The organism is Flavobacterium sp. (assembly GCF_025352015.1).
GTDB lineage: Bacteria > Bacteroidota > Bacteroidia > Flavobacteriales > Flavobacteriaceae > Flavobacterium.
The window spans coordinates 37,367-61,080 of record NZ_JANXUG010000088.1; the positions used below are offsets into that span (position 1 = coordinate 37,367).

At 34.2% G+C, this 23,714-nt stretch carries 24 protein-coding genes; 14 read left to right on the forward strand and 10 right to left on the reverse strand.

Features of this window, described 5'->3' with window-relative positions:
• The first annotated feature begins 45 nt into the window (after positions 1-45).
• The 6 genes from Q0Q96_RS08815 to Q0Q96_RS08840 all read left to right on the forward strand — a co-directional run bounded on the left by Q0Q96_RS08815 (position 46) and on the right by Q0Q96_RS08840 (position 3,840).
• Positions 46-1,197 (forward strand): peptidogalycan biosysnthesis protein, encoded by a 1,152-nt coding sequence (locus tag Q0Q96_RS08815; RefSeq protein ID WP_293873856.1) that lies wholly within the window; start codon positions 46-48, stop codon positions 1,195-1,197.
• A gap of 29 nt (positions 1,198-1,226) precedes the next feature.
• Complete coding sequence (locus tag Q0Q96_RS08820; protein ID WP_293873859.1) at positions 1,227-2,429, forward strand: helix-turn-helix domain-containing protein; 1,203 nt, start codon at positions 1,227-1,229, stop codon at positions 2,427-2,429.
• A gap of 182 nt (positions 2,430-2,611) precedes the next feature.
• Positions 2,612-2,968, forward strand: a complete 357-nt coding sequence (locus tag Q0Q96_RS08825; RefSeq protein WP_293873862.1) for a hypothetical protein — start codon at positions 2,612-2,614, stop codon at positions 2,966-2,968.
• 29 nt (positions 2,969-2,997) lie between these two features.
• Positions 2,998-3,258: a hypothetical protein gene (locus Q0Q96_RS08830; protein ID WP_293873864.1), complete on the forward strand. Its 261-nt coding sequence runs from the start codon at positions 2,998-3,000 to the stop codon at positions 3,256-3,258.
• Positions 3,245-3,355, forward strand: coding sequence for a DoxX family membrane protein (locus tag Q0Q96_RS08835; RefSeq protein ID WP_293873867.1), 111 nt, complete (start codon positions 3,245-3,247; stop codon positions 3,353-3,355). Before Q0Q96_RS08830 ends, Q0Q96_RS08835 begins: the two co-directional genes overlap by 14 nt.
• A gap of 128 nt (positions 3,356-3,483) precedes the next feature.
• Positions 3,484-3,840 (forward strand): hypothetical protein, encoded by a 357-nt coding sequence (locus Q0Q96_RS08840; protein WP_293873869.1) that lies wholly within the window; start codon positions 3,484-3,486, stop codon positions 3,838-3,840.
• A 4-nt stretch (positions 3,841-3,844) separates the two neighbouring features.
• On the opposite strand, the gene Q0Q96_RS08845 is transcribed toward Q0Q96_RS08840, so the two are convergent.
• Positions 3,845-4,720, reverse strand: a complete 876-nt coding sequence (locus tag Q0Q96_RS08845; RefSeq protein WP_293873871.1) for a diacylglycerol kinase family protein — start codon at positions 4,718-4,720, stop codon at positions 3,845-3,847.
• Between the two features lie 60 nt (positions 4,721-4,780).
• Between Q0Q96_RS08845 and Q0Q96_RS08850 the strand changes: the two genes are divergently transcribed.
• Positions 4,781-5,749, forward strand: a complete 969-nt coding sequence (locus Q0Q96_RS08850; RefSeq protein ID WP_293873873.1) for an App1 family protein — start codon at positions 4,781-4,783, stop codon at positions 5,747-5,749.
• Here Q0Q96_RS08850 and Q0Q96_RS08855 read toward each other — a convergent pair.
• Positions 5,742-7,646, reverse strand: coding sequence for an ABC-F family ATP-binding cassette domain-containing protein (locus tag Q0Q96_RS08855; protein ID WP_293873875.1), 1,905 nt, complete (start codon positions 7,644-7,646; stop codon positions 5,742-5,744). The genes Q0Q96_RS08850 and Q0Q96_RS08855 overlap by 8 nt on opposite strands.
• Positions 7,647-7,744: 98 nt before the next feature.
• On the opposite strand from Q0Q96_RS08855, the gene Q0Q96_RS08860 reads away from it, so the two are divergent.
• Entirely contained in the window at positions 7,745-8,128 is a 384-nt protein-coding gene (locus tag Q0Q96_RS08860) for a DUF983 domain-containing protein (protein ID WP_293873878.1), read from the forward strand.
• A gap of 136 nt (positions 8,129-8,264) precedes the next feature.
• Here the strand turns inward: Q0Q96_RS08860 and Q0Q96_RS08865 are convergent, their stop codons facing one another.
• The 8 genes from Q0Q96_RS08865 to topA form a co-directional block, all read right to left on the reverse strand.
• Positions 8,265-8,549 (reverse strand): hypothetical protein, encoded by a 285-nt coding sequence (locus Q0Q96_RS08865; RefSeq protein WP_293873880.1) that lies wholly within the window; start codon positions 8,547-8,549, stop codon positions 8,265-8,267.
• A 26-nt stretch (positions 8,550-8,575) separates the two neighbouring features.
• Entirely contained in the window at positions 8,576-9,622 is a 1,047-nt protein-coding gene (locus Q0Q96_RS08870; RefSeq protein ID WP_293873882.1) for an FAD-dependent oxidoreductase, read from the reverse strand.
• 66 nt (positions 9,623-9,688) lie between these two features.
• Positions 9,689-10,603: a gliding motility protein GldN gene (gldN, locus tag Q0Q96_RS08875; protein WP_293873884.1), complete on the reverse strand. Its 915-nt coding sequence runs from the start codon at positions 10,601-10,603 to the stop codon at positions 9,689-9,691.
• Positions 10,604-10,651: 48 nt separating this feature from the next.
• On the reverse strand, positions 10,652-12,208 hold the full coding sequence (gene gldM / locus Q0Q96_RS08880) for a gliding motility protein GldM (RefSeq protein ID WP_293873887.1): 1,557 nt from the start codon (positions 12,206-12,208) through the stop codon (positions 10,652-10,654).
• Positions 12,209-12,264: 56 nt separating this feature from the next.
• Complete coding sequence (gene gldL, locus Q0Q96_RS08885) at positions 12,265-12,912, reverse strand: gliding motility protein GldL (protein ID WP_293873890.1); 648 nt, start codon at positions 12,910-12,912, stop codon at positions 12,265-12,267.
• A 54-nt stretch (positions 12,913-12,966) separates the two neighbouring features.
• Entirely contained in the window at positions 12,967-14,388 is a 1,422-nt protein-coding gene (gene gldK, locus Q0Q96_RS08890) for a gliding motility lipoprotein GldK (RefSeq protein ID WP_293873892.1), read from the reverse strand.
• Positions 14,389-14,656: 268 nt separating this feature from the next.
• Positions 14,657-15,811, reverse strand: a complete 1,155-nt coding sequence (locus Q0Q96_RS08895) for a formimidoylglutamase (RefSeq protein WP_293873894.1) — start codon at positions 15,809-15,811, stop codon at positions 14,657-14,659.
• A gap of 3 nt (positions 15,812-15,814) precedes the next feature.
• Positions 15,815-18,316 (reverse strand): type I DNA topoisomerase, encoded by a 2,502-nt coding sequence (gene topA / locus Q0Q96_RS08900; protein ID WP_293873896.1) that lies wholly within the window; start codon positions 18,314-18,316, stop codon positions 15,815-15,817.
• 327 nt (positions 18,317-18,643) lie between these two features.
• On the opposite strand from topA, the gene miaB reads away from it, so the two are divergent.
• From miaB to Q0Q96_RS08930, 6 genes are all read left to right on the forward strand, one after another.
• Positions 18,644-20,092, forward strand: a complete 1,449-nt coding sequence (miaB, locus tag Q0Q96_RS08905; protein ID WP_293873899.1) for a tRNA (N6-isopentenyl adenosine(37)-C2)-methylthiotransferase MiaB — start codon at positions 18,644-18,646, stop codon at positions 20,090-20,092.
• Positions 20,093-20,182: 90 nt separating this feature from the next.
• A complete protein-coding gene (locus Q0Q96_RS08910; RefSeq protein ID WP_293873902.1) occupies positions 20,183-21,445 on the forward strand; it encodes a sigma-54 dependent transcriptional regulator in 1,263 nt (420 codons plus the stop codon).
• An 88-nt stretch (positions 21,446-21,533) separates the two neighbouring features.
• Positions 21,534-22,037 carry an LptE family protein gene (locus Q0Q96_RS08915; protein ID WP_293873904.1) on the forward strand — a complete coding sequence of 168 codons (504 nt, stop codon included), beginning with the start codon at positions 21,534-21,536 and terminating at the stop codon, positions 22,035-22,037.
• Positions 22,038-22,105: 68 nt separating this feature from the next.
• On the forward strand, positions 22,106-22,924 hold the full coding sequence (locus Q0Q96_RS08920; RefSeq protein WP_293873906.1) for a tetratricopeptide repeat protein: 819 nt from the start codon (positions 22,106-22,108) through the stop codon (positions 22,922-22,924).
• A gap of 2 nt (positions 22,925-22,926) precedes the next feature.
• A complete protein-coding gene (secG, locus tag Q0Q96_RS08925) occupies positions 22,927-23,259 on the forward strand; it encodes a preprotein translocase subunit SecG (protein ID WP_293873908.1) in 333 nt (110 codons plus the stop codon).
• A 140-nt stretch (positions 23,260-23,399) separates the two neighbouring features.
• Positions 23,400-23,675 carry a co-chaperone GroES gene (locus tag Q0Q96_RS08930; protein WP_293873911.1) on the forward strand — a complete coding sequence of 92 codons (276 nt, stop codon included), beginning with the start codon at positions 23,400-23,402 and terminating at the stop codon, positions 23,673-23,675.
• Positions 23,676-23,714 lie beyond the last annotated feature (39 nt).

Genomic DNA, 23,714 nt, shown 5'->3' on the forward strand with positions numbered 1-23,714 from the left:
TATATACCAATCGCGCTACATTTGTAGGGCGATTTTTTTAGCCTATTGGAAACATTTACTTATAAAATATACGCTTCGCTATCAGAACTTCCTACTTCATGGGATGAAGTTGCCGTTGAAAATGCATTTTTACAAACACCTTATTTGAAAGTTTTAGAAGATTCTTCACCCATCAATATGCGGTGTTACTACATTGGTATTTATGAAAACGATATTTTAATAGGAGTAGCCTTGACGCAATATTTAGATATTAATAAGTTGGAATCATTTGGCGAACGAGATCAATGCATCAAAACTTATATTAGAAATTTTATCTTCAAAAATTTTTCAGGTCATGTGCTTTTTTTAGGCAATAATCTAGTATCGGGACATAACAGTTATGCTTATAAAAAGCATTTATCGTTTGAAACGATAAGTAAAATAATGCTTGAATATTGTGCTGAAATGCTCGTTTTTTTGAAACAAAAAAACATCACTATACATTTAATTACTTTCAAAGATTTTTATCAAATAGAAGCCACCGAACTTAAAAAGTTTGATTTTAAAAACATCTACGAAATCCATGCGCAACCCAATATGATTTTGAATTTGAATACAAAGTGGAAATCAAAAGAAGATTATAATCGAGAGTTGACAAAAAAATATAGAGACCAGTATAAACGGGCTCGAAAAAAATTTACTGGAATAGCAATCGAAGAATTATCGTTAGAAAAAATCGAACAAAACGAAGCTAAAATTTATGAATTTTATAAATTTGTAGCCAAAAATGCCTCGTTTAACACTTTTATTTTATCAGAAAGTCACTTTTCTACTTTTAAGAAAAAATGTCCCAAACATTTTAAATTATTTGGTTATTTTGATAACCATCTTTTAGTTGGGTTTCACACCATTTTTCAAAACGGAGATACGCTAGAAACCTATTTTTTGGGCTATGATGAAAAAGTACAAAAAGAGAAAATGTTATATTTGAATATGTTGTATAATATGACCGAATTTGGAATCGAAAATCATTTTAAACGAATCATCTTTGGCAGAACTGCGCTTGAAATAAAAAGCTCAATCGGTGCACAACCCATTATGATGTCGGGGTTTATGTTTCACAAAAATCGATGGATTAATAAGCTTTTACCTAAAATTTTTCCTCGGTTAGAGCCTGAAATGATTTGGCAACAAAGACATCCATTTAAAGAAAACTAAAATTATATATCTTTAACTAAATTTGATTTATGCTTTTCCAATTTGGATTTTATTCTTCCCTTCTTCTTATAACCTTCTCACAAGGAATCATTTATAGCAGTATTTTGTTAAAAAAAGGCATACAAACAGGTAGTAATTCCAGTTATTGGTTAAGCCTTTTTATCTTTTTGTGCAGTTTATATATTGCTCCTTGGATGCTTGGTTTTGCAGGCTGGTATGACAATCAGCCGTATCGTGACTTTTTGTTTTATACACCGTTTCAGCATCTTTTTTTTGTAGGTCCTGTAATTTACTTCTACACTCAAAGCCTTTTAAATCCTTCTTTTCGATTAACCAAAAGTAATTTTTTACATTTTATTCTAGGTATTTTATACGTCCTATATTCGCTATTCATGTGGATTTATGATAAAATAATTATCCATGATTATTATTTTTATAAAGATGGAATGGACAAAGATTTTGATGATTGGTATCAAAAAACAGGGTTGATTTCAATGTTAATTTACTTCATAATGTCTATTCGGTATTATAATTTGTACCGAAAACTCATGTTTCAAGTAGTAAGTTATGCCGACAGTGTTTTATTCAAATGGATAAAAGCCTATTTGTATGCGTTTTTAATTATGTTGCTTTTGCCTATTGTTTTCGATATTGTAATTCTAATTTATCCTGCTTTAAACTCTTATCAAGGATCGTGGTGGTTTTATCTTTTTTTCTCGATCATTATGTATTATGTAGCAATTTCTGGGTATGCCAATTTGGTAGTAACCAAAATACCTTTTGAAATTTCGGTCTTCGATAAGAAACCTGTTTTGCTTTTATCCAATAATGCACCGTTAGAAAAAGTAATCATTGATGTGGAACATGAAGTTTATGAACCTGAAACTTCTCCAGAAATTGAAAATTGGAAAGTAAAATTAGAATTACTCATTAAAGAGCAGCAACTCTATCAAAATCCTGAATTAACATTGGCAGATATTGCCAAAAAATTAGAAACTAATGCATCGGTAATCTCAAAAGCTATCAATCAAGGTTTTCAAATGAACTTTAATGACTTTATCAACAACTTCAGAGTAGAAGCGGTAAAACAAAATTTTGAAAACGGCGAACATAAAAAATCAACCTTACTCGGAATCGCTTTTGATAGCGGATTTAACTCAAAAGCAACTTTTAACCGAGCTTTCAAAAAAAATACGGGACTTTCGCCCAAAGAATACCTAAATACAATTTGATACTTTTAATAAGTCTTGTACTAAAACCCTTTATTTACCTCACTTTTTTTTAATTTAATAATTTGAGATCTATTTATTTTGGCTCAAATTATAATTTGAAGCGTATGCGTTTGAATGTTGCTACAACTTTGCAGCATTAAATAATCAGAAACCCAACAAAAGGTTTCCTAAAACTTCAAAAAATGAAAACAATTATTACAACCTTATTTTTGGCATTAATCATTACTTCTTGTGGCGTGTTTGGTTCTTTAACGTCTAACACCATTATTAAACCAAACGACAGTTTTGTTTTAGGTAACAATGAACACGGAACTTTTCAGGTAAAACTAAAAAATGTTTCCAATCATAATTTAAAAATAATTATGGCTCCTATAACTGGAGGCACCCATTCGCCAATTATAGTTAGTCCTAATGAAACTGTTAAAGTAAATGCCGATAGCAATACCGCGCTTGTTATCGAAAATAAATCTAGCGAAGAAGCATCGGTTAATTTATATGTTACTGGAGATACTGGATTATCTATGGGATATAAAAATTAATAGTAGTTTCAATCATCAAACAAATCACCATGAGAATAATAAATCAACTCACAAACCCAATTAAAATGCCATTTTGTTGGCAAGATTTCTTATTTGCCATTCCCGGAATTACTTGCGGATTTCTATTAAGCTCCAACTTTGGTGCGGCAAAATTCGGATTGTCGTGGTCGCCTCCCGAAAATAATCTAGGATTATTTGAAGTAGCCTTTTGGTTTCCAAATGATGTAAGCGTCGTATGGTGGAATATTTGCTGTCGCTCCAGCTTTTTTTGCTTGGATGGGTGCTTTTAGCGAAGCTGTCGGCGGCATTTTTTTAATACTGGGATTTCAAACCCGAATAGCTTCTTTCTTAATCTTGTGCACAATGCTTGTAGCGATTTTTATGTAACAAATTCAGAATGGTTTATGGAACTGCCTGCCAGCAACGGGATTTCTATGGGTGGGGACATTCTATCTGATTCTAGGTTCGGGTCGATTTGGTGTTGATTATTTACTAACTCGTAAAAAAACTGCATTATGAAAACATTATTTATTCTCATTGCACTACTTATTCTAGCGAATGCCTGTGTTCAAAAAGCGTATCAAAGAGTAGTTGTAGTAACACTAGATGTCTCTAAAGTAAAAAACATAAAAACTGTTGGAATTCGTGGTAATGGTAAGCCATTGAACTGGGAAAACGATTATCCTATGAAAGAAGTAATAAAAGACAGCTTGTATAAAGCGGTTATCGTTACGCAAACTGGCTATCTTTTTGCAGAAGGAAAATGTATCGTAAATGGCAATTTTGAATTACAAAATAAACCCAATCGAAAAGTGGTATTCGACACCAAAAAAGACACGACTTATGTCAATTTTGTTTTTGATTCAGAATAAAATTTTAAAGAACTGCAACTTTCATTTGAGCCGGCAAAATCATAATATCCAATCGTGTTTCTTCACCAATATATTCTCCATCAATTTGAAAACAAACGGGTGTAATGGTGGTAATTATTGCATTATCGGTAGAAATAATTTGAATATCTTCGGTATTAATTGGAATATTTCCAGTAATTATTTTTCCGAAAACCAATAAATCTAGGTTCTTTAAAATTACTAATTCAAATTTCCCATCGTTCATGACTCCATCCGGGTTAATGGTTACGCCTGTCCCGTATTTTTGAGAATTCGCGATTACAATCATTCGTGCAGTACATTCGATTATTTCATTATTGGCTTCTATTTTAGCAAAAAAAGGTTCTTCCAATTCGGTTAAAGTAGTAATTACTTGTAAAGCATAACCCAGTTTGCCCCGTGTAGAACCATTTTCATAATTCTTGACAAGTGCTGCATTCAACCCTAAATCGCTTAAATGAATACTTTTTTTACCATTGATAGAAATCATATCCATTTCCATAAAATGATTGTGAAAAGCTATAGATAGATTTTCTTCAATGGTAGCTGGCAAGTTTAAAGCTGCCGCCAAACCATTGGCTGAACCTGCAGGAATAATTCCAAAAATGACATCTTGTTGCTCTAGTGCTTCGCCTACCATTTTTATTGTTCCATCCCCGCCAGCAATCAATATTCGTTGTGGTTTATGCACATTGTACAAACTTCTTATGGCTTTTTCATCATCGTTACTAGAAGTTTCAAACACAATGATTTCTACTTTAAATTTCTCGGCAAATGCTAAAGTTTTTACTAAAATTTCAGTTTTATCAACATCTCCGGAAATGGGATTTAGTACTAAAATATATTTCTTATTTGCTGTCATAAATTGTATTTCCTAAATTATTTGTACTTTGTTCAGCTAAACTCAAATGTATAAAATTAAGTGAAGCCCTTTTTAAAATTATATCGTGGATATGCTAACGACCAAGAATTAATTGTGATGGGGCACGTTTTTAAATCTAACTCGAAGGAAGATTACGATTTTCAAAAGAAGAATTTTAAAAATGCAACTTCTGTAATTAGATCGTTTCGTATTGCAACTCTGGGCAATACAGATGTTTATTTAGAACACAATAATGCACAAATCCACACGAAAACGTTAGACGACGGTTATTTTAAATTTTGTATTCCGCTGACTGAAAAATCAATTTATGGTTGGATAAATTATACCGTAAGTATTTTTTATAAAAATGAAGAAATTAAAGCCGTTGGAAGTTTTATTAAACCTCATGAAGGAAATTTTGGATTCATATCAGACATTGACGACACTTTTTTAGTTTCGCATACTAGAAATCCTTTTAAGAAAATGTCTATTTTATTGTTCAAAAACGTTTATGATCGACGTGTTTATCGCGACGTTGTAGCGCATTATCAAGCGTTGAGTACCGCAGGCAAAAACAATGTAACCGAACAAAATGTATTCTTTTATGTGTCGAGCAGCGAATGGAATTTGTATCGTTTTATTACTCAATTTGCCGAAATTAATAAATTACCCAAAGCCGTTTTGCTGTTGAAAGACATTAAAACCAGCTTAACCGATTTATTTATTACCGGTCGTGGAGATCACAATCATAAATTTGAAAAGATTAAGCACATTTTAGAATTTTATCCAAATTTGCAATACACGCTGTTAGGTGATGATTCGCAAAATGACCCATATTTATATGAGAATATCTGCAAAATTTTTCCTGTAAATGTAAAAGCGGTTTACATACGACAAACCGGAAATTCTAAAAAAGAAAGAACGATATTATTACTAAAAAATCTAGAAAGCTTGCATGTAGAAGTGTGTTATTTTAAAGAAAGTTCAGAAGCAATAGCACACTCCAAAAAAATTGGTTTGATTACTTAAAATCTATCTCACCCTGAACAATTTCCCAATCATCAAGCAATTTATCTAATTCGGCTTTTTTCTTGTTATAAGCCATAAAAAAAGTAGCGTCTTCGACATGCTTATTATAATTAGAAGATAAAGCTTTATCATCGTTTTGAATATCAATTTCCAATTGCTTGATTTGGCTTTCTATTTTGCTCAAACGGTTTTGTAACGATTTGCTTTTCTTTTGATCCTCATAAGAGATGTTTTTGGTAGTTGATTTTGTTTCAAGCACAACATCTTTTTTCTCTATTTCACGCATATTTACCGCGTTTCTTTGTTCTAAAAAGTAGTTGATATCCCCCAAATATTCTTTAATATTTTGATCTTTAAATTCATAAACAATGTTCGACATCCCCTGCAAAAAATCTCTATCGTGTGATACCAAAAGTAACGTGCCTTCATATTTTTTCAAAGCAGCTTTCAATACATTTTTTGATTTAATATCTAAATGATTTGTAGGTTCATCCATCAGTAACACATTGATGGGTTGCAATAACAACTTGCACAATGCCAATCGGTTTCGTTCACCTCCCGAAAGCACTTTTACTTTCTTCTCTACATCGTCACCACGAAATAAAAAGGAACCCAACATATCGCGAACTCTTGAACGATTACCGTCAGTAGCGGCATTGGTCATGGTTTCTAATAAAGTGATTTCTCCGTCTAAATATTCGGCTTGGTTTTGAGCAAAATAACCCAACTGCACATTGTGACCCAGTTTTATAGCACCCTGAAACTTGAACTCGTTCACTATTGCTTTAATTAAGGTTGATTTTCCTTGACCGTTTTGACCCACAAAAGCAATCTTACTACCGCGCTCTACTAGTAGGGAAATATCTTTTAGAATCACTTTTTCGCCGTAGGCTTTTGTCACATGGTCGGCTTCAATAACTACTCTCCCTGGGGTTTGCGAAACTGGAAACGAAATGTTCATCACCGAATTATCGTCTTCATCTACTTCAATGCGTTCTACTTTATCTAATTTTTTAATAAGCGATTGTGCCATCGAGGCTTTCGAAGCTTTGGCCCTAAACTTTTCAATTAACTTCTCGGTTTCTTCAATTTTCTTGGCTTGATTTTTTTGGGTAGCCAATTGTTTTTCTCTGATTTCCTCACGTAAAACCAAGTATTGCGAATAGGGTTTGTTAAAATCATACGCTTTCCCCAATGATATTTCAATAGTTCTATTAGTCACATTATCTAAAAACATTTTATCATGCGAGACAATCACCACCACGCCAGGAAAATTTCTCAAAAACCCTTCTAACCAAATGATACTTTCAATATCTAAATGGTTCGTAGGCTCATCCAAAAGCAAAATATCATTCGATTGCAATAATAATTTAGCCAACTCAATCCGCATACGCCATCCACCCGAAAAAGTATCGGTTTGGTTTTCAAAATCCTCTCTTTTAAAACCCAATCCTAAAAGAATCTTTTCGGTATCTCCCACATAATTATAACCTCCCAATATTTCAAAATGATGTGTAACATCACTCAACTGCTCAATCAAATCAGAATAACTCTGACTTTCATAATCGGTTCTGATAACCAATTGGTGATTGATTTCATCAATTTTAAGCTCGGCTTTTTTAATTTCCTCAAAGGCTTGATAGGCTTCATCCAGAACTGTTCTACCTTTTACAAAATCTATATCCTGACGCAAAAAACCAATTCTAACTTCCTTTTCAGTAGCTATCTGTCCGCTATCGGGTTTAAAATCGCCTGCTAATATCTTAAGCATCGTCGATTTTCCAGCACCGTTTTTCCCAACAAGTCCTACTCTATCCCCATAACCTAATCGAAAAGTTACCTCTTCAAAAAGATACGTACCACCAAACGAAACCGATAAATTGTGAATGTTTAACATAAAAAGAATTTCAAATTACTACTAAAAACTTCCTTTAGAATTATCTTTGTAGACCGAAAGTCGTGAGACCAAACTGAACGAAATTAAAATTTTTGCAAATGTTAAAAAAAGGATCCAAACTAAATAGCATTTTAACAGGAACTTGTCCAAGATGCCAAGAAGAAAGCATGTATGTAAACCAAAATCCTTATAATCTCAACACTATTTACAAAATGCACAACCACTGTAACCACTGCCACTTGCACTATCAAATAGAACCTTCCTTTTTTTACGGCGCCATGTATGTAAATTATGGTCTCACGGTCGCAATAGGTGTAGCTTCATTTATTATAACCAAAATACTGCTAGGACTAAATATAGAAACTTCCTTCATTGCCATCATTGTCAGTTTAATTGTTTTAATGCCAGTCACTGCAAGGCTATCACGCAATATTTATATTAATATGTTTGTGAGTTATGATCAAACAGCTGGGAAAGAATAAGTAGCGATAGGCTTGGGTGTTTTCAGTAATCCCTATTCCCGCTGACCGCGCTGCACGGCAGCCAGCTCCCATCGGGGCTAATTAGGCAGTGTCTTTTGTGAAATAAATAACTGTAAAGTCGGTATAACCCAAAAATCTACACCCTCTTTGTCACTCCAAGCCCAGTCGAGGAGCATACACCGTCTGATGCTCTACTTCTGCCGTCTGATGCTTCACTTTTAACGTCTGATGCTTCACTTTTAACGTCTGATGCTCTACTTTTAACGTCTGATGCTCTACTTCTGCCGTCTGATACTCTACTTCTGCCGTCTGATGCTCTACTTCTGCCGTCTGATAAAACCCAACACTCAATAAATAGCAAGCAACAATCTAAACAGTGACTCGCAAACCAAGTTGCGAGATTATTTTTAATGATAACCAAAAAATCATAGGGAGCAACCCAAAAAGTTAGTACTTAACAGCATAACGCTTAATATCAATAGTGCTGTCAAGAGGAATTCCCATATGAATATGGCGGTATAAATCTTGGGCCATACTTGGTGCCAGCATCACTCCACGTGTACCAAGTCCGTTCAGAATATGCAAATTTTTATGCAAAGAATGAGTGCCCACAAGTGGTTTCCGGTCGCGTACTGTGGGACGAATTCCGGCAAAATGAGCTACAATTTCAAAATCACACGTTATAATTTCTTTGATTTTGCTGATAAGTTCCTGTTTCCCTTCTTGGGTAAGAACATCGGTTTTATCAACCCAGTTATAGGTGGCACCCACTTTAAAAAGATGATTGCCCAGCGGCAGCATATAAACACTGGTATTCACAATAACATCAATATCCAAATCAGGTGCGCTAATAATTAGAAGTTCCCCTTTTGTACCATCAAGCGGTAAATAGTTAAAAAAGGGATTGGCATGCATTCCAAAACCTTCAGCAAAAACAATATGGGTGGCTTTTAGTTTTTGATACGTTACATGATCATCATAAATGTGCAACTGCTGATAGTGAAAAGAATTTTCATTAAACATATTTAAATTTTTTAGATATTCGTGATAACTTGTAAGCAAAACATCGGTGGTAACGAAACCCGTTTTATACACTTCTCCGTATCCAAAGGGAGCATCAATAGCAGTATATTTTTTATGAATAACACGAGTAGAAAGAAAAGGAGCTAAATTAGGTTTATCCGAAGCCGTGAACCAATTATTTTGTTCTTCTATCGAAAAGAACTTTCTATAAATGGGCATTTCAAAATCTACCTTTAAATGCAGTTTGGCTTCGATGTTTTTATAAAATTCTATAGCAATTTGTAGTTGTTGATTGGCATTCCAAACTTGACTAAAACGTTTTAATATTACTGGATTGTAAAGTCCCGCAGCAATCCTAGAAGAATTTTGCGACTGATTTTCAAAAATCATAAAGCATTTATTGTTTTGCAAAAGTGTTTCAGCAAAAGCAATGCCTGCCAGCCCAGAACCTACAATAATATAATCTACCATTATGTATTACTAAAAAAAACTCCCACCATAAAGGCAGGAGTTGAATGTAACTTTAAAAAAACTGTTTTAATAATTCCACATATCTGATTCGAAATCTCGAATTTTTTCTTTGATACGTTCTGATTCTAACAATTGCGATTGCGCATTGTCTTTCATGTATTGCTCTATTTGTCTATCACCATATACATTTTCTTCCTTATAAATTTCAGCGTTAAACCTACGCGAATTAAGTAAGTGATCAAAAGTAATTGGCATAGCAGAATTTTTGTCGTTAAACGCTTTAGCTTCATGCAATATGTCTCGAATTGGAGGGAAATAAACCCAAAACAAATCTATAACATCCGCTTTATCATTACCAGCATCACGAGCTTCGGGAGTTACGGGACAAAGCGCCAATAATCGGTACTTCAATTCACCTTGTCGTTTGTCAAAATACCAAAACCCTTTTATCTTATAACCCGAAATATAACTAGCATCTAGCTCTTTCTTATTAATAAATTGTTTATCTAATACTTTTCTTCCTGATTTATAATCATCAAAATAATTGTTGATTTCGTCCTTACCAACATTGGTAGTATCAATATAAGTAAACGAAGATTCCATATCCTTGAAGGTTCTTTTGGTATTGAAATAATCATCAGCATAAACTTCGGTAATTTTACCACTTTTAATATTTTTTACAAGAACGTCAAATAAAGACCTTCTTTCTTTACCTACAAAGGCAGTGTCTATAGGATAATATAGCGGAAAATTAATTCTTTCATCAATATCAATAAACTCCCAAATTGTTTTTCCCATCAATACATCTCTGTCATGAACATAACCATAAGGTAATGGTTTATCATTATCGGAGATTAATTGCGCAGGTGTTTTTTTACCAATCTCCTCGGGAGTTTTGGCATTCAACAAATTTGATTGAGCAAAAGTAAAAGTACTCCATGCTACCACAAAAGCTACTGATAAAATATTTCTAATTTTCATAATTTACGATATAAGTTATTTGAGTAGGTTTTCTATCAACTTAAATTATTATTGAATTTCATATAATACTGGTGCTGCATCTTTAGGCACAATAGCAGCACTAGTACCAACAATTTTGGTTTTGATGTCAAAAATTGTTATTTGATCTCCTTTGGATGCTCTAGCCAAAGCTGATTTACATTGTGCATTAACTCTATCTCCACTAACAATGATAGCAGCTTGTCCGGGAACTTTGAAACTAAAACGCGTTACCTGAAAAGTTAAATCATAAAGGAAATCCTGTAAGACTGCAGATATTTGAGAAACTTCTAAACGAGACTTTGCTCCTTTTTGAAGACCTACGTTTCCGCCAATAGCACCCGCTGGAGCAGGAATATTTTTTATTCTAAATATTTTACTGTCTGTAACGGGTTTACCATCAGGTAATTTTGCCGTAACACTAACTTTTACTTCAGTCCCAGAGGGAGGATTTAGATTATATTTTCCAGCATTTCCAGCAGCTTTCGCTAAACCTGGAGCCGAAGCTGAGACCTTATCATCAGAGATTCCCGCAAATGAGATAGTCATTGGGTTCGGCAAACCTCTATAAACCACATTCATTTTATCTGCAGAAATATTAGCTGATTTAGGTTGTGGAACCACAACATAGTTACCTTTTATTGGTAAGCTAACCACTTTTCCGTTTTCATCAAAGTTAAAAGAACCTGTAATTTCATGTTCTCCAACTGCACCCGCTCCAAATGAAAAATCAGCTTGTCCTGCTTTAGCAACAACACTTGAACCATTTACAATTACCGATTTGGCAACTAAATTTGGGTCAAATTTACCGAGTATAATTTTACCTTTAACTGCTTCACCTTGAAAAAAGGCAGTTTTTTCGGGAACCACAATTGGCTGATAGGCAGTTAATGATGCCGCAGCAACAAGGTCAGATTTAAACATTCCTTCCATTACGTCACTTTCGGTTGTTTTTATGTCAGCTTGTAATTGTGTCAACTTTGTAACCGATGCAATCAAAGGAAAGTGATGGTAATTATAATCTAACCATGGTAATTTTGCTTCTGCTTTTTCTGAATAAACATCTGCTGTGGCAAATCTTTTTTCAATTTTTTTCATTTCAACATCTGCAATTGAACTTCCTCCTATTGCCTTAATTTTTCCGGCAAATCCTTTAATTTTTTCTAAAAATTCCTTACCTTTTGTTGACTCTTTATCTCCTTTGTAGAACATGTTATCAATAGCATCACTTTTATCCATTTGCTCACAAGGATAATTTCCTTCTTTGTCTTTAGGAAACGGTTTTGTTATTTCACTTTTAATACTTTCTACATAACTTGAAAATTCTTTAGCCACGGCTCTTATTTTATCAACTTTTGATTTTTTATCCCCATATTGTAATGGTTGGTCTTTAGCTTTTTGTTGAAGTTGTGCAAAAGAACTTTCATTTCTTGCATCTGTAATCGAATTTGAGCTTTCAATTTTATTATTTAAAATTCCAAAAGCAGATAATACTTCTTTGGACATATTTAATGCCAACATTGCGATGAAAACCAAATACATTAGGTTAATCATCTTCTGTCTAGGGGTTAATTTTCCTCCTGCCATTTTTTCTAATTAGTTTGAATTATTATTTTGTTTAAAATATATAGTTATAAAACTAATTATCCTTTGTTACTCATTGCAGAAAGCATTCCACCATATACATTATTCAATGTAGAAAGGTTAGAAGTCAAACTTTTCATTTGATCTTTTAATTTTAAATTGTTTTCGGCAACTTCATCATTGATTTTCGCATTTCTTTCGGCACTTTGTAATTGTACATTATACAAACCGTTTAAAGCTTCTAATTGAGTAGCAGCTTTGGTCATTTCTTCAGCATATTTTTTTGTCGAAGCAACAGAGTCAACTGTAGGGGATATGGCTTTTGCAGCTCCTTCAAAATTCTTGATACTGTTTCCTAAACTTTCCATTAATGCACTGTCCACTTTAGCCTCTTTCAACATAGCGTCTAATTTTTTAGACAATAACCCTTGCGCATCTGTTCCATCTTCTGTTTTTACTTTTCTGGCTTTTGCTTCACCACCTGCTAATTCAGGATAAACCAAAGACCAGTCTAATTCATTATCAACTGGTTCAAAAGCAGATAAACCAAAAATTAATGCTTCTGTTACAAGACCTATAGTCAACATTAAATTACCTGTAATAAATCCGAATTCTATGTGAGTAATTTTAAATAATGCTCCAATAATCACGACTGCTGCGCCCATACCGTAGGCGAAATTCATTGCTTTTTTGCTTAATAATGCCATAATAATAAAAATTTTAGTTAGTTAAAGTTAATTGTATTTAAGTTAGTTTTGAAATTACTTTTTAGGTGCGCCGTTTTTTGTCACTTTAGTTCCCATATAATCCTGAACGGTACGGAAACCAATATAACTTCTAGCGGAGTCTGCATATTCGAAGTCTCTGGTGGCTACTTGTAAGAAGTAAGCAACATCTTTCCAAGAACCGCCACGAACTGCTTTTCTCATGTTCTTTAAATCTGAAACGTTAGGATTTATAGAAGAAACATATTCATAAGCAGCAGCATCATAAGATGAATCTGTCCATTCAGAAACGTTACCTGCCATATTGTATAAATTATATCCATTTGGCTGATAGGACTTTGCTTCAACGGTGTATAAAGCTTGGTCTGCCGCATAATCGCCTCTGTTAGGTTTGAAATTAGCTAAAAAACAACCACGGTCATTTTTAGCATAAGGACCACCCCAAGGAAAAGTTCCTGATTCTATTCCTCCTCTTGCCGCATATTCCCATTCTGATTCAATTGGTAAACGAAAAGTATTAATCAAATCATGATGTTTTTTCTTCGATTTAATGTAGGAGTTTTTGTTTAATGTTCTCCATGCACAAAATGCTTTAGCTTGTTTCCAACTCACACCAACAACTGGATACTGGGCATAAGCTTGGTGCCAAAAGTAATCATTATGCATTGGTTCGTTGTAAGAATAAGCAAAATCTTTGATCCATACTGTTGTATCGGGATACACCAATTGTTGTTCTGTTTTAATGAAAGTACTTCTTTTGCCGGTTTTTGCTTTTGCTGCAGCTTGAATGTCCATCCATGAATATCTGAATTTCAATTTACGAACATCTATGGTTCGTAACCCGTTGAAAGATTCAGCCATAGGAAGGTACATAGTGTCCATTACTTCTGTGTAGTATTCATCAGGATACTTCTTGGTATCTTTAATAAGTTTAATCTTTTTATTTAATCTTCTTCCAGCATAAGGATCGTCATCAGTTCCTACGCTATAATAATTTTCATACATGTATTTATCATAGGGAGTCATCTTCGCAGGATCGGTATCATTGAAAGCAAAATCACCAATACTTCCTCCATTTTTTCCACTTTTACCGCCTTTACCTCCTTTTGCAGAACCAGCCGTTTGACCCACTTCGTCAGCAAGGATAGCTAAACGAACTCTTATAGTAGAATCTTTTACCCATTCAACAAATTGACGGTATTCACTATTTGTGATTTCAGTTTCATCCATGTAGAATGATCTAACGGTAACCGTTTTCGTAGGTGCATCTTGAACATTAGCTAAATCACCATCGGATTTACCCATAATGAAAGCACCGCCTGGAATTAATGTCATTCCAAAAGGTTTTTCTGGGTGCCATTTTTTTCCTTTAACTCCTACTAACTCACCTTTGTCGCTTGACCCACCACAAGAGGTTAATAAAGCCAAAAGTGACACGAATGTTATGAACTTCTTCATATGAATATTTTGGGGTTATTTGAATATTATTTTTAAGGCGTAAACCTATTTATTATTTTTCAAAAAAGCAATTAATTAATATTAAATTTATCAGTCTAAAATTTGATTATGATAATTGACAATTCAAAAATAGAATTAATGTTAGTATTAAAAAAATATTTTATCGATAAAATGCATTTTTATACGCTAAAATGCTATTTTTATATATTTTTGTAATCTATATATTATGTTATTAGCATTGAATGATGAAATATTTATTTAAATTGTATTAAACACTATTTTTTCGTTGTGCTTTCCACCATCTTTCAGGTATTTCTTGGTTACACGCAGTTAAATATTCTTCATGTGAACATGGTAATAACGTGTTTTTTTTTAGTTTATTGTGCTGACCCGCAAAAAAATTTATTTCTATCCACCATCTTCCTGTTTTGTTACTCTTGTAAAAAACTAAATCTTCACTTTCTAATGGAACTATATATTTTAAAAAGTTTTCTCTTGTTGTGAATGGATACTCATTAGAACGAAAATTAACCCCTTCAATGAAGTACCATATTATTTGCGCTATTAAAATCGATTCTTCTTTTGAATTATTATGATTAAAAATCCCTATCGAACTAACTTTATCACTGATGCCTGAATACCTTGACAAGCTACAAATTTCTTTTCCGTCAAATCCATTTGGATTGAAAGTAGTTAGATTTCCTGAAGTAGAGGATTTTACGCTATTTAAATCAATACTAACAATATCGGCATCGCGAAAAACGGGTTCTGCAAGCTCAATATTAGTGGACAGTTCGCCTAGTCTGTATGCATCAAAATATAATTTTTCGATTAAATCAATTTCCTCTTGTGAATTGTAATAGGTTTGAAAACCTACATTGCTGAAATTAAAAAGATTATTCGGTTCATTAAGAATTATTTTAGTCAGATAAGAGTCGGCTGAAATGCTGTCATCTTGTTTACCCAAATCAAATTTACTATCTATAGCTACCAAGTTAACCATCTGTTCTAGAGCATCATATGCCCTGTAAATAGGATAAGTCAAATCTTGTGAACCTCCAATAATTATAGGGATAGTACCTTTTTTGATAAGCTTTGATGCTACTTTCTGTAACGCAAAAAATGTATCTTCCAAGGAGTTTCCGGCTATAATATCTCCTAAATCTGCAATATAACTATGCCAATTTCCTGGAAATAAACCATATAATTCTTTTCGGATTGCGTTCAAATTAATGATTTCATTTACGGAATTTGTAGCACCTCGGTTTTCTAACACACCAATGATTGCAATTTTTACTTTATCAATGTCTGGAAAGTCTTTATCTGTGTGAAAAGCGATTTTACTCCCCAAATGCTGTGTTGACAATCTATTTATGTATTCCAATATTTCGTTATCAACAGGTGAAAGAAAGTCAAATTCCATAGTTTATTTCTTTTTTGTTGCTGCTTTTTTCGTGGTAGCTTTTTTGGCGGCAGTTTTCTTTTCGGGTGTTTTTTTGGCAATCATCTCTTTCACTTCTTCCAAAGTCAATTTGGAGGCATCAACATCTTTATTCAATTCAATCTTGATTTTGCCTTTTGTAATTTCTGATCTTCCCCAACGGGCTTTTTGAACCAAAATTCCCTCTGATTCCCAATTGTGAATTACCTTGTCTATATTTTTTTGTAATTTATCTTCAATAATTGATTCAATGTCTTGCTGTGATAAATTATTGAAATTATATTTTGTACTCACATTAATGAACATGCCGTTCCATTTCAAAAAAGGACCAAACCGACCTGTTCCCTTTTGAACACCCTCACCTTTATAAACTGCAACCGGAGCATCGGCAGATTCTTTTTCATCAATCAAAACTTTTGCTCTTTCTAAATCTACATCTAATGGTTCTTCTCCTTTTGGTAAAGACACGAATACTTTTCCAAACCTGATAAAAGGACCAAACCGACCTAAACTTACTTCAACTTCTTCTCCTTTATAAGCTCCTAAAGCTTTGGGTAGTAAAAATAAATTCAACGCTTCTTCAAGCGTAATATTGCCAATGTTTTGTTCTGGTCGTAAACTAGCAAATTTCTTTTCTTCATCATCGGCCTCTCCAATTTGAGCCATTGGACCAAATTTTCCTAACCGAACTATAACTTGTTTTCCTGTTTTTGGGTCCTTGCCCAATATTCTTTCGCCGCTTTCTCTTTCGGCGGTGTCTTGAACCAGAATTACATTGGGATGAAATTTATCGTAGAACTCTTGCATCATCTTTGCCCAATCGATATTTCCTTCGGCGATTTCATCAAAATCTTGCTCTACTTTCGCGGTGAAATTATAATCTAAAATCGCTGCAAAGTTCTTTACCAAAAAGTCGTTTACAATCGTTCCAATATCTGTTGGAACCAACTTTCCTTTATCCGAACCTGTCATTTCTGTTAAAACTTGGCTTTTAACTTCACCAGCTTTTAATACAAATTGGTTATATTTTCGTTCTAAGCCTTCAAAGCTTCCTTTTTCAACATAGGTTCTTGCAATAATGGTTGAAATAGTTGGCGCATAAGTTGATGGTCTACCAATGCCTAATTCTTCGAGTTTTTTTACCAATGCGGCTTCGGTGTAGCGGCTTGGTGCTTGGGTAAATCGTTCTTTGGCTACTATTTGCTGATTGGCTAGTCTTTCATTTACTTTTAAGGCTGGCAACATGCCTTCTTGTTCTTCATCGTCATCGTCATTGCCTTCGAGATATACTTTTAAGAATCCTTCAAACTTGATTACTTCGCCTGATGCCTGAAAAATTTGGTTGTGATTATTAGCTTCAATCTTAACATTTGTTCTTTCCAATTCAGCATCACTCATTTGTGACGCTAATGTTCTTTTCCAAATCAAATCGTATAAACGTGCTTGGTCTCTTTCTACATTCACGGTGTGACGCGACATATCGGTTGGGCGAATGGCTTCGTGGGCTTCCTGCGCACCTTTGCTTTTAGAAGTAAAAGTTCTTGGTTTTGAGAATTGACTTCCGTAAGATTTTGTGATTTCGGCTTGTGCCGCGGCAATTGCTTCTTTTGAAAGATTCACGCTGTCCGTTCTCATATAAGTAATCAAACCAGCTTCGTATAAACGCTGTGCGATTTGCATCGTGATTCCTACGGGTAAATATAATTTACGAGCCGCTTCCTGTTGTAACGTTGACGTTGTAAATGGTGCAGCCGGTGATTTCTTGGTGGGTTTGGTTTCTAAATCGGCTACTTTATAGCTGGAGCCGATGTTGTAATTAAGAAAATCTTCAGCTTCTTTTTTGGTGGCGAAGTTTTTTGGCAATTTGGCTTTGACTACTTTTCCGGCTTCGTTGGTAAATTCAGCGGTTACCGAATAAGAAGCAACTGGTTTGAAATCCTGTATTTCCCTTTCTCTTTCAACAATCAAACGCACGGAAACCGATTGCACACGTCCTGCAGATAAACCGCCTTTTACTTTTTTCCATAAAACAGGAGAAAGTTCATATCCAACCAATCTGTCTAAAACCCTTCGTGCTTGTTGGGCATTAACTAAATTATAATCTATTTCTCTAGGATTATCAATAGCTTTTAGGATGGCATTTTTGGTGATTTCGTGGAAAACAATTCTTTTGGTTTTGTTTTTGTCTAATTTTAATTCTTCGGATAAATGCCATGAAATAGCTTCTCCTTCGCGATCCTCATCGGAAGCTAACCAAACCATTTCGGCATTTTTGGCTAATCCTTTTAGTTTGGCAACCAAAGCTTTTTTATCGGCAGAGACTTCGTATTTGGGTTTAAAACCATTTAAGACATCTACTCCTATTTCTTTAGAAGGCAAGTCGGCTATGTGCCCGTAGCTTGACTCTACTTGGTAATCGCTTCCTAAAAATTTCTCGATGGTTTTTGCCTTTGCTGGTGACTCTACGATAACTAAATTCTTTGCCATACTCCGATTGTTTATGTCGGCAAAAGTACTAGTTTTTTTTAAAAAACCGTTTTATTGCATTTTTTTCACGATGATTGACTCATTTTAATATCCAACTCTGATACAAAAGACTACAACTCACTAGCCCCGATTGCAGCGGTTACCATGTAACGCGGAAAGCGGGAACTCGGATTCCAAATATGCTCTTACCAATCGCTCTAAAACTTTTATTAAACCGCTACTGCCATCCTGTCAGATTTTATAATTTAGTATTATCTTTGTTGCCCCGATGAATCGGAAATGATAATGAAGAACATTATATAAGATACTGAAATAAATTCAGCATAAATGGAAAAGGAAATTAATGAGCAAAAGCAAGGTAGCAGTCTTGTTTTGGAGCCTAAAAAAGAAAATACCAAAAAACTATTTATAGAAAGTTATGGCTGCGCGATGAATTTTTCGGACAGTGAAGTAGTCGCTTCTATATTAACCAACCAAGGATATAATACAACAACTGTATTGGAAGAAGCCGATCTGGTTTTAGTAAATACCTGTTCCATTCGGGACAAAGCAGAGCAAACGGTGCGAAAGCGCTTGGAAAAATACAATGCGGTAAAACGAGAAGTGAATCCGAATATGAAAGTGGGCGTTCTGGGTTGTATGGCGGAACGGTTGAAAGAAAAATTTCTGGACGAAGAAAAAATTGTCGATATGGTTGTTGGACCTGACTCCTACAAGGATTTACCCAACTTATTGCAGGAAGTTGAACAAGGCAGAGATGCCATCAATGTAATTTTATCGAAAGAAGAAACTTATGGTGATATTTCCCCCGTGCGACTGATGAGCAATGGTGTGACCGCTTTAGTATCGATTACACGCGGATGCGATAATATGTGTACGTTTTGTGTGGTGCCTTTTACCCGCGGACGTGAACGCAGTCGTGAACCGCAAAGCATACTTTCGGAAATTAAAGATTTATGGAACAATGGCTTTAAAGAAGTAACGCTTTTGGGTCAGAATGTAGATAGTTATCTTTGGTATGGTGGTGGTTTGAAAAAAGATTTTGAAAAGGCTACTGAAATACAACAAGCTTCAGCGGTTGGATTTGACCAATTGTTGGAAATGACGGCGGTTCAATTCCCGAAGATGCGGATTCGTTTTTCGACTTCCAATCCGCAGGATATGCATGAAGAAGTATTGCATATAATTGCCAAATATCCTAATGTGTGCAAACATGTTCACTTGCCTGTTCAAAGCGGAAGCGACAGAATTTTAAAGGAAATGAATCGTTTGCACACAAGAGCAGAATATTTATATCTGATTAACAAAATACATCAAATTATCCCCGAAGTTAGCGTTACACAAGACATGATTGCCGGTTTTCCTACAGAAACAGAAACAGATCATCAAGACACTTTAAGTTTAATGGAAGCAGTGAAATATGGTTTTGGATATATGTATTCGTATTCAGAACGCCCAGGAACATTAGCAGGAAGAAAAATGAAAGATGATGTAACCGAAGAAACCAAATTACGAAGGTTACAAGAAATAGTAGACTTACAACGGATGCACAGCGGTATCAGAACAAAAGAATTTGTTGGCAAAACCGTAGAAGTTTTAGTAGAAAAAGTTTCTAAAAAATCAGACAATGATTTATCAGGACGCAATTCACAAAGCTTTGTGGTGGTGTTTCCAAGAGAGCACTATAAGATTGGGGATTTTGTAAATGTAAAAATTACCAGTTGCACCAGCGGCACTTTGATTGGGACTGCAGTTGGGTATAGTGAAATGAATTAAAACAATGAATAATATATAGTGGATAATTAATAATTTCAAAAATTAGGAATTAATTATCCATTATTAATTGTCAATTATCAATTGAATAAAATGGAAACAGTTCAAAACATAAAACAACGATTTGAGATTATTGGGAATGATCCAAAACTAAATCGTGCCATAGAAAAAGCAATACAAGTAGCTCCTACCGATATTTCGGTGTTGGTGGTGGGTGAAAGTGGTGTTGGTAAAGAAAGTATTCCCAGAATTATACATTCGCTTTCGCATAGAAAACACGGAAAATATATAGCTGTAAACTGTGGTGCTATTCCAGAAGGAACTATTGACAGTGAGCTTTTTGGGCATGAAAAAGGTTCCTTTACTGGTGCCAATAATGCTCGTGAGGGTTATTTTGAAGTCGCCGATGGCGGAACAATTTTTCTGGATGAAGTAGGCGAATTGCCTTTAACAACGCAAGTGCGTTTGCTGCGTGTGTTGGAAAATGGCGAATTTATCAAAGTTGGTTCCTCTCAAGTTCAAAAAACGAATGTTAGAATTGTGGCAGCCACCAATGTCAACATGTTTGACGCTATCGAAAAAGGAAAATTTCGCGAAGATTTGTACTACCGTTTAAGTACGGTTGATATTCCTTTGCCGCCCTTGCGTGACCGGAAAGAGGACATTCATTTATTATTTAGAAAATTTGCAGCCGATTTTGCTCACAAATACAAAATGCCAGCCATAAAATTGAGCGATAGTGCCGTTTCTTTTTTACAAAAATACCGCTGGAGTGGCAATATTAGACAGTTGCGAAATGTAGCGGAACAGATTTCGGTTTTAGAAACCAATAGAGAAATTTCATTACTTACCTTGCAATCCTATCTTCCTATCGAAGGAACTAATCTACCATCGGTGATTGGCGGAAAAAAATCGGAAAATGACTTTTCTACCGAAAGAGATATTTTATACAAAGTATTATTTGACATGAAAAATGATTTGCACGATTTGAAAAAATTAACCTTTGAACTGATGCAAAACGGAAGTTCGAAAGTGCAGGAAATGAATAAGAATTTGATTCAAAAAGTCTTTGACCAAAAAGAAGAAAGTGTTTCGAGTTTTGGAGAAGAGGGAAGAATAAGCAACATGGCTCCGCAAAATGAGGTAGATCAAGAGGAATTTGAAGACGATGATGATGCTAATTACTTAGTGGCAGAAACCATTGAAGAAGAAGAAACTTTGAAATTAGAACAACGAGAGATTGAACTTATCAAAAAATCATTGTTGCGCCATAAAGGCAAACGAAAAGCCGCTGCCGATGAATTAGGCATCTCTGAAAGAACACTCTATCGCAAAATTAAGCAGTATGACTTATAAAAATTTTACATTTTACTATTTGATACTACTGATGATTCGCTTCCTTAATTGAAAATAAATAATTACTTTAGCGGCTTTAATTGTTACCATGAAATCTTTTAAATTATTAACTTTTTTAATTCTAGCCTTTATTGTTAACAGTTGTTCTGTGTATAACTTTACTGGAACGGGGAAAATTGACGCAAAGACCTTTCAGGTTAATTATTTTCAAAATAATTCTGCACTCATCGAACCAGGAATAGACAGAATTTTTACTATCAAACTTCAAGAACTTATACAAAATCAAACCAATCTGAATCTAACAAATTCCAATGGTGATTTATTATATGAAGGCGAAATTGTGGATTATAGAATAGCTCCAATGACAGCCACAGCTGATCAGAAAGCCGCTCAAAGCAGGTTGTCGATTACGGTGAATGTTCGATTTAGTAAAAAAAATAAAGAAACCGATAATTTTGAAAAAAAGTTTTCATTCTTTCATGATTATGATGGTTCTACACAATTAGTTGGATCAAAACTGACAGAAGCTTTAGACGATATTTTTGAAAGAATTACACAAGATATATTCAACGAATCGTTAGCTAAATGGTAAATCAATACCAATTTCTAAACTAAATAATGCAAATTAGAAAAAAGCGCAAAGCGTAAATCTCAATACATTTGAACTTAACAGATTACACATACTTACTCAATAAACCCGATGCAATCAATGACAAGCATGCACAAAAATTGGAAAATGTTTTGAATGTTTTTCCTTATTTTCAAAGCGCACGTGTGTTGAAATTAAAACATCTGTACAATCAAGATAGTTTTAATTATAATTTTGCTTTAAAAGTTTCAGCCGCTTACACTACTGACAGAAGCGTTTTATTTGATTTTATTACTTCTGACTCCTTTGTAGCTATCCAAAAAGGTTTGTACGAAAAAAAACTAGAAGAATTAATGAATATGAGTGTTATAGCAAGCGAACATCTTATTGTTGCGCCCAAACAACCCATTATTGATGCGGTAGAACAATCTATTTTGACTTCAATCAAATCCGCTGCCACAAACGATGAGCAAAAAGTAGCCGAGAAACTGGCTTTAGGCAAACCTTTAGAATTTTCTAGAAATGAAAAACATTCTTTTCAGGAATGGTTGCAATTGTCAAGGTTCAAACCAATTGTCAGAGTAGAAAACGATGCTACTGTAGATGAAGAAAAGAAGAAAAAATCAGCTATAATCGACAAATTTATTGAAAACAATCCAAAGATAACTCCCATAGCTAAAGACACTATAAATCTGCCAATAGAAAACATTCCCAACGACACATCTACCTTAATGACCGAAACTTTGGCAAGAGTTTATTTAGAACAAAAAAAATATTCAAAAGCAATGCAAGCCTACGAAATATTAATTTTGAAATATCCAGAAAAAAGTAGTTTCTTTGCAGACCGAATTTCGGATATTAAAATTTTACAACAAAATAATAATTTATAACAATGACTAATTTTACAGTTTTTTTAGTTTTAATAACAATTGTTTGCTTTTTATTGATCATCGTAATTATGGTTCAAAACCCTAAAGGTGGAGGTCTGTCGTCGTCATTAGGTGGCTCAACACAAATGGGTGGCGTTCAAAAAACAACTGACTTTTTAGATAAAAGCACTTGGACTTTGGCAACCATATTAATAGTTTTAATACTATTATCTAGCTTAAGTTTCCCCGGGATAATGGGCAATACTGATTCTAAAATCATTGATAAAAAAGAAACAGTTGCACCAAAAACCACAACTACCACTCCGGCAAAACCCGTTGAAACTCCAAAAAAATAATTTTTGTCAAAAAGAAATATCATGCCAGCATAATCAAGCTGGCATTTTTTTTAGACTGAAAATTTGTCAGCAAATAGCTGAATGGTATAATTTCTGAAAAACAATTTAACAATTATTAAATTTAATAAAATCATACTATTATGGCATTAAACATTAAACCGCTTTCGGACAGAGTTATTGTGGAACCTGCAGCGGCAGAAACACAAACGGCATCTGGAATTATTATACCCGATACCGCAAAAGAAAAACCTCAAAAAGGAACTGTTGTTGCAGTTGGAAAAGGAAAAAAAGACGAACCAATGACTGTTAAAATTGGAGATTCTGTATTGTATGGAAAATACGCTGGAACCGATTTAAAATTTGACGGCAAAGATTATCTCATCATGCGTGAAGAAGATATTCTTGCGATTATCTAATTAAGTATCAAGATTTGAGTATTAAGTATTAAGACAAAA